11 protein-coding genes are annotated in these 12757 nt (G+C 51.9%); 8 read left to right on the top strand and 3 right to left on the bottom strand.

Going from position 1 to position 12757, the window contains the following annotated elements:
- The first annotated feature begins 17 nt into the window (after positions 1-17).
- The 7 genes from K5753_01225 to K5753_01195 all read left to right on the top strand — a co-directional run bounded on the left by K5753_01225 (position 18) and on the right by K5753_01195 (position 6328).
- Positions 18-365 (top strand): hypothetical protein, encoded by a 348-nt coding sequence (locus tag K5753_01225; GenBank protein MCR4725823.1) that lies wholly within the window; start codon positions 18-20, stop codon positions 363-365.
- An 8-nt stretch (positions 366-373) separates the two neighbouring features.
- A complete protein-coding gene (locus K5753_01220; GenBank protein ID MCR4725822.1) occupies positions 374-910 on the top strand; it encodes a hypothetical protein in 537 nt (178 codons plus the stop codon).
- The gene (locus K5753_01215) at positions 907-2343 is read left to right on the top strand and encodes a hypothetical protein (protein ID MCR4725821.1); all 1437 of its coding nucleotides are present in this window, start codon (positions 907-909) and stop codon (positions 2341-2343) included. Before K5753_01220 ends, K5753_01215 begins: the two co-directional genes overlap by 4 nt.
- Positions 2344-2345: 2 nt before the next feature.
- On the top strand, positions 2346-3452 hold the full coding sequence (locus tag K5753_01210) for a hypothetical protein (GenBank protein ID MCR4725820.1): 1107 nt from the start codon (positions 2346-2348) through the stop codon (positions 3450-3452).
- Positions 3453-3463: 11 nt separating this feature from the next.
- Positions 3464-4381, top strand: coding sequence for a hypothetical protein (locus K5753_01205; GenBank protein ID MCR4725819.1), 918 nt, complete (start codon positions 3464-3466; stop codon positions 4379-4381).
- 1 nt (position 4382) lies between these two features.
- On the top strand, positions 4383-4682 hold the full coding sequence (locus K5753_01200) for a hypothetical protein (GenBank protein ID MCR4725818.1): 300 nt from the start codon (positions 4383-4385) through the stop codon (positions 4680-4682).
- Between the two features lie 269 nt (positions 4683-4951).
- The gene (locus K5753_01195) at positions 4952-6328 is read left to right on the top strand and encodes an HD domain-containing protein (GenBank protein MCR4725817.1); all 1377 of its coding nucleotides are present in this window, start codon (positions 4952-4954) and stop codon (positions 6326-6328) included.
- Between the two features lie 818 nt (positions 6329-7146).
- Here the strand turns inward: K5753_01195 and dhaK are convergent.
- The 3 genes from dhaK to K5753_01180 all read right to left on the bottom strand — a co-directional run bounded on the left by dhaK (position 7147) and on the right by K5753_01180 (position 11569).
- Positions 7147-8979, bottom strand: a complete 1833-nt coding sequence (dhaK, locus tag K5753_01190) for a dihydroxyacetone kinase subunit DhaK (GenBank protein MCR4725816.1) — start codon at positions 8977-8979, stop codon at positions 7147-7149.
- A gap of 66 nt (positions 8980-9045) precedes the next feature.
- Positions 9046-10218: a glycerol dehydrogenase gene (locus K5753_01185; GenBank protein ID MCR4725815.1), complete on the bottom strand. Its 1173-nt coding sequence runs from the start codon at positions 10216-10218 to the stop codon at positions 9046-9048.
- 322 nt (positions 10219-10540) lie between these two features.
- Positions 10541-11569 carry a UDP-N-acetylglucosamine--N-acetylmuramyl-(pentapeptide) pyrophosphoryl-undecaprenol N-acetylglucosamine transferase gene (locus K5753_01180; protein MCR4725814.1) on the bottom strand — a complete coding sequence of 343 codons (1029 nt, stop codon included), beginning with the start codon at positions 11567-11569 and terminating at the stop codon, positions 10541-10543.
- 166 nt (positions 11570-11735) lie between these two features.
- Between K5753_01180 and K5753_01175 the strand changes: the two genes are divergently transcribed.
- A complete protein-coding gene (locus K5753_01175; GenBank protein MCR4725813.1) occupies positions 11736-12671 on the top strand; it encodes an alpha/beta hydrolase in 936 nt (311 codons plus the stop codon).
- Positions 12672-12757 lie beyond the last annotated feature (86 nt).

Genomic DNA, 12757 nt, shown 5'->3' with positions numbered 1-12757 from the left:
CGCGGGAGGCGGCGCATATGCGGAAAGAACGATTGATCCCGATCCGAAGCGACGTGTTCGACGTGTCGGATCGGATCCGCGAGGTGGACGAGCGGTATCTTTTGTTTTACAACTTGGAGCGATCCCGTTTCGAAGTCCGACTGAACGGAAAAGAAGACGAGATCGTCGTAACTTGGAACGACGCGCTCGACGCTCGCCTCGTGACGAAACTTCGCGAAACGCATGTGCGCCGCATAAAACGATTCTTGGAAGAACTCGAAGAACGGGAGCGGAAAGCGAAGCTTGAAGAAGAGCGCGAGATCTGCGAAAAGGCGGGCGAGACCGCGGAAGCATTTATGAACGCCGCGTGGAAAACGCGGGGATAGGAGGAATTATGCAAGTCAATGAAATATTGAATAAAGCGGCGACGCTGCTGGGCGAAAACCTAACGGCGGAAGGCAGCCCGATGGACGAGAGAACGGCGCGCCTCGTAAACGCGCTCGGCGTGGCGTATATGCGCTTGATCACCGAGTACGCGCCCCTCGAAGAAGAGGAATCGATCACGGTTTCGAACGGGTCGTTCGAGCTGTCCGCTCTTACGAAACGGTTTTTCGACGTCGTAAAACTCGTTCGTTCGGGCGGCGGGAAGGCAAAGTGTAAAGTTCGCGGGGGAAGCTTGTTCGCCGAAGACGGATCGTACTCCCTGCGATATTGTTACACGCCGAATTCCTATCCCGCGCTCGGCGGGACGATCGAAATGCCGCCGCGCGTCTCCCCGGATCTTTTCGCAAGCGGAGTCGCGGCGGAGTACGCGCTCGAATCCATGCTTTTCGAAGAAGCGACGCTTTTCGAAAAACGTTACAAAGAAGGGTTGGCGAACGTTCTTTCTTCGCGTAGGGAAATTACGTTGCCGTTCGGGAGATGGTTATGATCCGACGCTTTATCAACTCGACGCTGTCTTCTCCCGCCCGAAAACGCTTTAAGCTCTCCTCGTTCAAAGGCGTCGATACGCGCGTCGCCGAAGAGGAACTCCCTTTTTCGTACTCTCCGAAGAGTTATAACTTCGCTTTCGAAAAAGGAGTTTTGGAGACGGGAACGGGGTTATCGCTCGCCGCCGAAAAGATCGACGGCAGAACGTGGCATATCCGTAAGCCCGACGGAGTCCGCTTCCTGCGGCTGTTTTCCTACACGATGCACGCCGCGCAATATCGGACCGATCGCTTGATCGCCTATGCGGACGACGGAATGCTGTACGATCTTCGCTTGAATGCGTTCGTGATGTTTTCCGAACTCGACGCTTACGGAGAGGTCTTATGCGCGATCCCGTATTTGTTGGACGAGAGAGAAGGGCTTCTTTTCTCTTCGACGCAAGGACTCTTCTTTTTGCGCGGAATGACGGCGCAGAATCTCGGAATGAACGAGCCGATCACGACGATGTGTTCGCATAGCGACCGCGTGTTCGCTTGCTTCGGAAGCGATCCTTTCACGCTCCGATTCAGCGACGATTTCAATCCGTCGAATTGGAACGTTTCTTTGAAAGAGGGCGGCGCGATCTCGTTTTCGAGCGAGATGGGGCAAGTGATAAAAGTCCTGAGTTTCGGCGGCTACCTGTACGTCTTTTTCGAGCACGGGATCGCGAGGATCACCGCATATAACGATCAAACGCAATTCGTCGTCAAAAAACTCTTTCTTTCGGTCGGATTGATCCATAAAGACACGATCACCGTTTGCGGCGACAGGATTATGTTCAGCGCGTCGGACGGCGTCTACGTCTTCGACGGTTTGGCGGTCGGGAAAACTTTGCAGGAACTCGAAGGACTGTTTTCGGCGAATCAGCCCGAAGCGCACGGCGCGTTTCATAACGGCAAGTATTATCTCGCCTGCTCGCTCGATATGGACAGCGCGATCCGAAACGCTCCGAACAGCCTTTTGATCTATGACGTATGGAACGGAAAAATCGAGATCGCGCACGATTTGACGATCACCTGTATGATCGGCGTGAATAACGAAGCGATCGGCGGCGTTATCGCAGAGGCGAACTATCCCGTGAATTTCCTCGGACTGATCGACAGATCCGGCAGCGTGAATTCGACGGCAACCTATAAAGTGTGGCGTTCGCCCGTGACGACGCTCGGCGCAAATCGGGGCAAAAAACTGCTTCGGGAAATGCGCGCTCGCGCGGAAGGGGAGGCCTTGATCTCGGTCGAGCTCGACGGCGTCTCCTTCTTATACCCCGTCCATACGGGACTGAATAAGATCAAAGTCAAACGACCCTTCGACAAATTGTCGATCACGATCGCTTCCTCCGCAGAAAGCGTTCGGGTGACGGAAGCGGATATGGTCGTCGACTTTTTCGGAGAATGAAAATGGATTATCGGAAAGAAACGTTTTTTAATACGGAAGAATTGATGGCGAATCGCGAAAGACGCAAGACCGTCCGGACCTCGTTGCCTTCCGCAAAGCGAGTCGGCGGCGTCCGCTTTTATTCGGACGCGAAATGCGAAGTCGAATTCGAAATGACCTTTTTCGATCTGACGGGCGCTTACACGCCTTATATCGACGGAGTCCCCGTCTCGGAAAAAAGGTCGCCCGCCTTTCACCTGACCTGCGTTTTGGAGAAGGGAGAGCATATCTTCGACGTCGTCTCGGACGGAAACCATAAAGGCGCGTCCGTTACGGTTTCGGGCGGCGCGATCCGCCGTTACGGTCGTTATCTGAACGATATCGGATCCGCCTATCTTCCGACGCGCGCGATCGCATTCGTCCGCTTGGGAAAACGAAAGATCGAAAAGTACGAACGTTCGAATAACCAGACGACGGTGTCGGATATGAACGCGGAGCACGTCGACGCGGCGTTTTACTATAATAAATCCGTCGGCGCGTACGCTTCCGATCTCGTCGTCCTTTCTTCGACGTCGGACAGTGAAGTCAAGGTCATCACGGGGAATCACATCGAGACCATCCCCGTAAACGGACTGACGTCCTGCGCGTTGATCGACGGGCTGGGATTGTCCGCCGATTTCGATTTCATCGCCGCCGTCGCGGACGAAAGCGGGGATCTTCGGTTTTACGCCTTTCCCTTCGACGGAACGCCCGCGCTCTGCGCGAACGTCATTTCGGGGGTGAAAGAAGTAAAAAGCGCGGGGCGCGGCTCGCTCCTTTTGTATTCGAACGGGGACGGGCTTTGGAAGGCGATGCAGTTTTGGCAGGGCGGTTTGTATTCCGTCGTCTGCGGCAACGCGTTCGTTCCGTATGATCTTTTGACGATCACCCGAAATAAAACCTTCGCGCCGTCGTGTAACGTGGAAGTGGATATGCGATATCCCTTTTTCTACTACAAAAAAGATTCGAACGTTCTCGTTCGTCGGAATTCGGCGGGCACGGAAACGGTCGTTTCGTATGCGGACGCTTTCGTCTCCGGCGCGTTCGCGGGTTTTTCCATATCGGAAAACGACGTCAGTTATACGTCGTAAAGGAGGAAAGTATGAAACTATTCGATTTGGATCCCCCGAGGTCGCTTCCGAAGAGAGAGATCTCGGGCGTCGGGCCTCTCATCGATTCCGATCCTACCCGCCCGATCCTGGTCGGGCTGAGCAAGATCCGAAACGAGTACGAAGAAGGCGTCAAGATCAAGGCGGAGGAGTACGCGAACGGAGCCGTTTCCGCGCCGAACGCCGAGACGGACGAGGAATTGATGGAGAAGGCGAAAGATTCCATCGCCGATTCGTTTGCCGAGAGAAAGAACAAACTCGAAACGAAGACCGCGAAAGAGCTGGATTCTCTGATCGAGCGAAAGAAGTCGGCGTACGACGATTATTCGGATAAGACCCGAAGCATCGATCGATTGCACTCGGATAAAGAAAGGCGGGCGTTCGAAGCCCTTTCGAAGAACGGAATGACGCATTCGACCGTTTTCGATCTTCGAAAAGAACAGCTTGCGGACGACCATGCGTACGACCGGGCGCGATTGGACGCAAAACTCGAAAGCGAGGTGCGGAATCTGGACGGAAGGATCGAGGAAACGCAAAGATCCTATCGCTCGGCGCTCGCGTCTTTCGAGATCGATTACGCGCTCGCCTTGGAAGATAAACTGCAAAAGCTTACCGCCAAGCGCGACAAGATCTTGCAGTCGTTCGAAAAGAGCAAGCAGTCCAAACTCGGTGAAAAGGAACGGGAATACGTCGAAAATCTCGAAAAGGAGAACGCGGAATACGAAAAAGAATTCCGCGATTACACGGGAGATAAAAGGACGAATTACGAAAAACGCCTGAATTTCGCCGTCGAGGAGACCAGGCGATTGCCGAAGAGTCAGCGGGATCGTTTCGTCAGGCAAAACGAAGACGAGCTTCGCTCGTTTCTCGGGTTCTATTACCCGAAATATATCAAAGAAATAGGAGGTTGATATGTGGGAACAATTGGTGGACTATATGGCGTCGAACGGCGTCTGGGCACTTCTTTTTCTCGCGCTTCTCGTCTATCAGTTGCAAGACAGTAAGCGCAGGGAAGAGAAATACACTTCTACGATCACGAGTTTGACGCAGGGGCTGAACGCCCTCGAAGGAATCAAACAGGATATCAAAAATATCATTCAAACCATCGATTCGACGGTCTCCGGCGTGCAGAACATTTTCCCGAAACGGAAAAGTCACGCGAAGAGCAGCGCGTCTGTCGAAGAAGAGGAAAAGTCGGATAAATCCGCATAAAGCAAAAGAGCCGAGAATTCGATCCGCGCAAACGGAAGGGGTTTTCGGCTCTCTTTTTTTTTTGTCCTTCGAAACCGTGAACGGCGGCGGTTTTTCGTGAAGTTCACGGTCTGCTCGGATAATTCTCTCATTTTGTCGCGTCGATATTACGATTTTCGTTTCCTTATTGACAAGGACTGTTTCTTATATGATATAATTCAAAATAAGATAACGCAAAAAGGACTTTTTCGTTTTCGAACCGCTGCATTCGGACGAAAATGTAAAAGCCAATGGATGAGTTAATCAAAAACGATCAAAAAGATATTTACGTACTTGCGGAATCAAGCGCAAATAGCTTTGTTATCAGAGTCATGACCATTATCGCCGGTTTGGCGATTATTTGTTTCGGGTTGAATGAGTTGCAAGTTTTTAGGGTTCCTCGCGTGATCATGTTGGTCACGATGCTCGTGTCGTTTCTGATTTTTATAACGCCGCTCGTTATTTTCGTGATCCACGATAAACTTTTGAAAAAGCCGAATTCGATTTGTCGGCATTATTCGTTTAAGGTCATAATGGTGACGTTTATGTACGTAGGGATCGCATTGGTCGGTATTGCGCTTTCCTTCCACGCGATCCTTTTGCTCGTAATCCCTTCTTTGATGATCGCGCAATATCGTTACAGCAAAAAAATGTCGGTCTACGTCTTTATCGCGGCGCTGCTTTTGGTCCCCGCGACCGTCTACGGAAGTTTCTTTATCGGATTGCCCGATCGAAACTTCATTAAAGGCGGGTTATCGGATGAAGAGATGTTGGATCTCGCCAAACGGTTCGCTTTGGGGACGCCTCGCCGCCTGATCGAGATCTTATTCCATTACGTTTTTCCGCGTATGCTCGCTTTGATTTGCGTCAATCTTTTGGCGATCGGGATCTCGAAACGTAACGCGATCATGCTTGATAAACAGAAAGAATTGATGGCGATCGCGCGCGAAGAAATGGAGCAAAAAAACAATATGCAGGTTCATGTCATCGAGGATCTCGCGGGAATCATCGAATCGCGTGACGTCGGTACCGGCGAGCACGTTATCCGAACGAAAAAGTACGTCGGACTTATCGCGCGCGAATTGCAGAAATACCCGAAATATCGCGATCAATTGACCGATCGGGAGATTGATGAGATCGAGACCGCCGCGTCTTTGCACGATATCGGGAAGATCGCGATCCCCGACACCATTCTTTTGAAGCCCGGTCGCTTTACGCCCGAGGAATTCGACATTATGAAAAAGCACTCGGAAAAGGGCGGTGAAATGGTGAATAGCATCTTTGTGAATCTCGGCGACAGAGCGTTTTTGGATAAAGCCTATAATATTGCCGTCGCGCACCATGAAAGATGGGACGGAACGGGCTATCCCAAGGGATTGAAAGGCGAGGAGATCCCGCTTTCCGCGCGCATTATGGCGATCGCGGACGTCTACGACGCGCTCGTAAGTAAACGCGTCTATAAAGACCCGATGGCGCCCCACGACGCTTTCAAGATCCTCTTGGAAGAATCGGGAACGCATTTCGATCCGAATATCATCGATATTATCAAAGGGATGGAAAAAGACTTTTACGACATCGCGACGATGCCGATCGAGCAGGCGGTTTACCCGAATCGCCGTTCGGCGTAGAAGAGAAACGAACGCAATTTTGAAAAGCGAGGGTCGGATCGACTATCGCCTTTTTCTTATATCCTTCGGAGTAAAATATCCATCGATTTTCACCGTATCCTTAATGTGATTTACGATGCTTTTGCAAAGGTTCGGCAGCAGATCCGAAAAATTATTCCAAAGGCGCGATATTTGATGTTTGGCGTAGCTACGTTCGAAGAATATGGCGTCATCCTCTTTTAACGAGCGGATCAAATCTTCCAAAAATCCTCGATAATCGGTTAGGTACCCGTCGATCATCATTTTTGATAAGTTAAGATCGTATGTGCTGTCGAACAGGAGATGACAGTCCGAATAGCGCAAAAGCAGTAAGTTCGTCCCGCCGGAATACCGCCAAGAGGTCAATTGTTCAAGTTGCCGTATGAAGTCGACGAAATCCCGAGAGCTGAACGATCTTTCCGTTTCCGAATTTTCAATATGGCTGTATCCGGGGCAGAAAAAGTCAATCTGCTCACCGAGTCGATAATTGAAGTAATCGAAACGGTGCGAAAGGTAACCGCTTATCAAATCGTCGTTGCACGGGTCGAGGAAAAGAATGCAAACGATGCGTTCGTCTTCACCGTATTTGCGGCTTAAAAGTTTTAGAAAAAATGAATAGGATTGAACGAGTTCCATAAACCCCCCGAGTTCTCGAATAGAATAAAAAGTGCCGATTGTCGTAATCGTAAGGCAAATCTTTAATTTAAGTATAACAAACGGAAAGAATGGAGTCAATGCATCGAAACGAAAAAACACCTCGCCGCGGCGAGGTGTTTTTTTCGTTGTGATAGGATAGGGGATTACTCTTTGAAGTTCTTGATGTACTTCGCAAGCTCGTTGAAGATGACGTCGAGTCCGTGCGCGCCTGCGTCGGGGTAGCCGATGCTGCGCTCGCCGACCGTGCCCGCTCTGCCGAGCGTCGCGACGTGGGTCTTGGTCGCTTCAGCGCCGTCGTGCGCCGCTTTCGCGCCGAGGTCCAAACCTTCTTGGAGTTTTTTGCCTTCTTCCGCCGCTTTGGTCAAAGCCATCGCGCAGGGTTTCAAAGCGTCCACGAGGGTCTTATCGCCGATTTCCGCGCCTTTGCCGAAGCTCTTCTTGCCCGTCTCGTAAACGCCGCGATTCGCCTCGGTGAAGAGGAACGCGATGTCGGTCAGGTTGACTTCTTTCTTTCCGAGCATCGCTTTGCCCGCGTACTTGAACGCGCTGCCCCAGATCGGGCCGGACGCGCCGCCGCAGTACTCTTTGATGATCTCGGAGCAGGAGACGAGGAATTCGCCGACGTCGCCCTTTTTGCGGGTCGCCCAGTCGGTTTTGAGCTGTTTGAAGCCTTTGGCGATGCTCATTCCGAAGTCGCCGTCGCCCATCTTATCCGCTTCGCAGAAGGGAACTTCGTTCTCGATGATGACGTCCGCCATCTTGTCGACGATCTTGACGAACGCGGCGGTGTTGATGGTTTCACCGATCGCGGGCGTGCCTTCGACTTCGTAGACGGCGTTCGCGTCCTCTTCTTCCGCGGCGGCTTTCTTCGCTTTCTTTTGCGCGGGCGCCGCGACGTTCGTCACGCCAAGCGCTTTCGCGATCGCGTTCATCGCTTCGACGGCGGCTTCCGCTTGTTCGCTCATCGCCGCGCCCCAAGTAAGGGCGGGGGTGTTGACGGGATAGTCGACGTACTTTTTGAGATCGTCGTCCACTTTAAGGACGGTAATCGACGCGCCTGCCATATCGATGCTCGTCATGAAGTTGCCGACGATCGTGCGATGGATCTTGACGCCGGAAGCAGAGAGCGCGTCCGTCGTGCTCTTATTCAAAATGTAAAGCTCTTGGAGCGGGGTGCCGCCGAAACCGTTGATCAAAAGAACGACTTCGTCGCCCGATTTGAGACCGAGATCCTCGTTCAGATCTTTGACGATCCTTTGCGCGAGGTTGTCGGAGAATTTGCCCGAAGAGTAGTCGATCTTCTCGCGGAAACGACCGGGTTCGCCGTGGATACCGACGCCGAATTCCATCTCGTCGTCACCGATCTCGAAGGTCGGGTGACCCGCGGCGGGGACGGTGCAGGAAGTAAAGGCGAAACCGAAAGAGCGGACGTTCGCGATGACTTTATTCGCGATCTCCTTGACTTCGGAAAGTTCTTTGCCCATTTCCGCAGCCGCGCCGGCGCATTTGTGAACGAGGACGGTGCCCGCCACGCCGCGTCTGCCGACCGTGTAAAGGCTGTCTTTAACGGCGATGTCGTCGTTTACGTAGACGGCGTCCACCTTGATTCCGTCGTCGATCGCGTCGCTCATCGCGTTGTTGAAGTTCATGCAGTCGCCCGAATAGTTCTTGATAATGAGAAGGACGCCCTTGTCGGTCGCGCATTTTTTGATCGCGTTATAGACCTGAACCTGCGAAGGGGATGCGAACACGTCGCCGCAAACGGCGGCGTCAAGCATGCCTTTCCCGACGAAACCGGCGTGCGCGGGTTCGTGACCCGAACCACCGCCGGAGATAAGGCTGACTTTATCTTCGTTGATCTCCTTCTTCTTGACGATCTTGAACTTCTCGACGAATTCGAGATCGGGATGCGCCATCGCCAAACCGTGGCACATATCGTAGACGAAGGTCTCGGGGGTGTTCATTATTTTTTTCATAGTTCTCTCCTTTATGATATTAGCCGAGAGAGATTCCCTCGGCTAACAGTAAATCCTTGCTTGAAATTACGCGTCCAAACCTTTGTACTCGCGACCGATCTTGTCCGCCGTCTTGATCGCGGCGACGACCATATCCTCGGTAACGGGGAAGGGCATATTGTGGATGGATTCCTCGGGGATGCAGGTCTTCGCGGCGACGGCTTTGAGTTCGTCGTCCGTGAGAGAGGTCCTCGCGACTTCGCCCGTCTTGCGGTTGGTCATAAGATCTTGCAAGCAGATCGGGAGACCGACGGTGTCGCAGAAATCGAGAACTTCATAGAGCTCGTCTTCCGGAGCGTTTTCGAGGATGAGTTGGCAGATCGTTCCGAACGCGACGACTTCGCCGTGGAAGTTATTCGCGTGGATCTCGTGGACGATCGTGATACCGTCGTGGATCGCGTGCGCCGCGGCGAGACCGCCGGATTCGAAGCCGAGACCGGAAAGAAGGATGTTCGTTTCGACGATCTTTTCGAACGCTTGGGTCACGCAGTTGCCTTCGCAGGCGACTTTCGCTTTGTAACCGTCGCTGATGAGGTTCTTATAGCAGAGCTCGGCGAGAGCGAACGCGGTATGCGTGCCGTAGCCGAGGAGAGTTCCCTTCGCGCGGTTCGCGCCGCAGGGGAGACCGGCGTTTACGTTCGAAACGCTCTTGACGTTCGCGCGAGCCTCGAAGTAGGTGCTGAGCGCGTCGCCCATACCGGAGACGAGGAAGCGAGCCGGCGCGTTCGCGATGACGTTCAGGTCGATCAAGACGACGCTCGGGCTTTGACGGAAGTATGCGTAATCGTCAAACTCGTGATCGTCGGTGTAAAGAACCGCGCTGTGAGAAGTCGGAGCGTCGGTCGCCGCGATGGTCGGGCAGATGATCAGGGGATCGCCGGCAGCGACGCACTTACTGGTGTCGATCGCTTTACCGCCGCCGAGACCGATCGTGCAGGCGCATTTATTCGCTTTCGCGATCTCTTGGAGCTTGGCGACGACGGTGCGGGAGCATTCGCCTTTGAAGACGTCTCCTGCGGGAACGAATTCGATTTTGTATTTTTCCGCGGTAGCGGCGAGTTTGTCTTTTACGAGGTTCAACGCAAACGGATCGGCGATCAAAAGGGCTTTTTTGCCGAACGTTTTGACGAAATAGCCCAAATTGAGCAATTCGTCTTCGCCTTGGACGTACTTGGTGGGGCAGATAAATGCTTTTCTCATATGATATCTCCTTAAATTTTATTTTGCGGAAACTCCGCAAGTGAGATACGGTAAATCACCGTCTACTAAAATTCTAACATAAAAAAACGGGTTGTCAAGACCGATTTTCGATTTTTTTGCGAAAACCCGCTGAAAAATCGCGGTTTTTTAGGGTTCTCTTTCGAAAAAACCTTGATTTTTGAGAGTTTTTTTTGAGAAAACCTTAAAAATTTCAAAATTGATTTTTGCGGATAGCCCGAGCTTTTTCCCGATTTTCGCTCCTTTTTCGGGTCGATTCTTCCGTTCGTTTTTCCCGCTATTTGTCCTTTGATCGCAGGAGTCGTTACGGCGCGCCTCGGTTTTTCGCCGCGGCGTAAAGGGCTTCCGCGAGAATGGACGGAGTGTTTCGGTCATACGCGGGCGCGGGCGCGCTATTCTTTATACTTTTGTCGATCGCCGCGAGAAGGCTTCTTGCGGAAAGCTCGCTTTGCGGCAGGACGCGGATCTTCTTTTCGGATAGATAGTACGCCGCGTTCTCCTCCTGATCTCCTCTCGATTCTCCTTTCGGAAGCGGAACGGCGACGACTTTTTTTCCGAGCGCGGTGAGTTCTCCGAGCGTGGAGGCTCCCGCGCGACAGACGACGACGTCCGCCGTTTTATAAAAATCTTCGATGGAATCGGTAAACGGGACGGAGACGTAGGAAGGCGATTTGATCGGCGGGGCGGATTTTCCCGAGATATGGAGAATATTATACTTTTCAGTTAGTTCGGCGAACGATTTCGAAAGCGCGTCGTTGATCGCGGCGGCGCCGAGCGATCCGCCCATGAAGAGCACGACGGGTTTTTCGGGGCGGGAAAAGAGATCGAGCGGTTCTCCTCGGAAGATCTCTTCTCGGATCGGGGTCGCCAAAACGCTTGCTTTTTTATACGTTCCGGGAAATGCCGTGTAGGTTTTTGCGGCAAAAAGCGCGGTCAGGCGATTCGCAAGCCCCATCGTGCGATCGCTTTCGTGGCAGACGATCGGGATCCCGATGGATCGAGCCGCAAGGACGGTCGGGATCGCGGCGTAGCCGCCCTTGGAAAAGACGACGGAAACGTTCTCTGCTTTGAGGACGCTTTTCGCTTGACGTATTCCTTTTATAAGGGTCAGGGGAAGCGCTGCGTTCTTCCAGACGCGCTTTCGGTGAAACTTGCTTGTTTCGGTCGGATAAAACGGAAGATTTGCCTTTTTGCAAAGTGCTTCTTCCATTGAGGACGGCGCGCCTAAATAGATGATTTTGTCAAATCGGGTTTTGAGTTCGGGTAACAGGGCGAGGTTCGGCGTGATATGACCCGCCGTGCCGCCTCCCGCGAGGGCTACGTTCGTTTGCATGATCCTCCTTATTCTCTCGAACGCGCGTTTTGCGCGAATTTTTTTTGATTTTTCAACATTTTTGTAACAATTATTCTACAATGATACTTGATTTTATACTATTATTTATGTATAATATTCGTGTGAAATTAACTTTTTTTCATAATCTTTACACAAGGAGGTTACAATGAAAGAGTTTTTGTTAAATACTTTCGACGCGACGGAAATTGCCTGCTATTGCTGGGATGAAGTCAAAAATCCCGTCGGCGTCGTTCAAATAGCTCACGGTATGGGCGAGCATTGCGGCAGATATGATAATTTCGCTTCTTTTTTGAATGCAAACGGATATATTGTTGTGGCGGAGGATCATCGCGGTCACGGGAAAACCTGCGGATACGATAACCGCGGTATCGTCGAGGGCGACAGCTATAACGATACCGTCAGCGATATGATCGCTTTGACCGGATACGCCGAGAAGAAGTACAAGCTTCCGATCGTCCTTTTGGGTCATTCTTACGGAAGTTTTCTTTCTCAGGCTTACATCGAGAGGAACGGGGAAGCGCTTTCCGGCGTCATTCTTTCGGGTTCTGCGTATATGAATACCGCGCAAGTCGCGTTCGGCAGGGTGGTCGCCAAGTTGCAGAACGCCTTGTTCGGCGGCAAAAAGCCCGCGAAACTCATCGGAAAACTGTCTTTCGGAGCGTATGATAAGCAATTTAAGTCGGAAAATCAGCCCTTCGCGTGGCTTACGCGCGATAAGGAAGTCGTCAAAGCGTACCTCGCGGACGATTTCTGCGGCGGTTCTTTCGATATGTCCATTGCGTTCCAAAAGAGCTTTTTCGAAGGTTTAAAGACGGTGTACACCACCGCCGCGCTCGAATCGATCCCGAAAAATCTTCCGGTTTTGATCGCAAGCGGCGATAAGGACCCCGTCGGCGGAAACGGCTCGCTCGTTTCCAAGCTTTACGAGGAATATAAAGCTCTCGGTCTTGCCGATTTGGATATCAAGCTTTATCCCGAAGCGCGTCACGAGATTATGAACGAGATCAATAAAGACGAAGTTTATTCGGATTTTCTCGCATTTATCAAGCGCGTTACCGCAAAGGATATTAAACAAGGTTAATATTCAACAAGTTCAATATTTAATAGCCGCTCGGCGGTTTGAAAAGAAAGCTCGGAAGGCTCTTAAAGCGCGTCTTTCGAAACTTT

Source organism: Clostridia bacterium (assembly GCA_024685775.1).
Lineage (GTDB): Bacteria > Bacillota > Clostridia > Christensenellales > CAG-1252 > CAG-1252.
The sequence above is the reverse complement of the archived record's forward strand: the minus strand, read 5'-3'. Positions and strand labels throughout refer to the sequence as shown.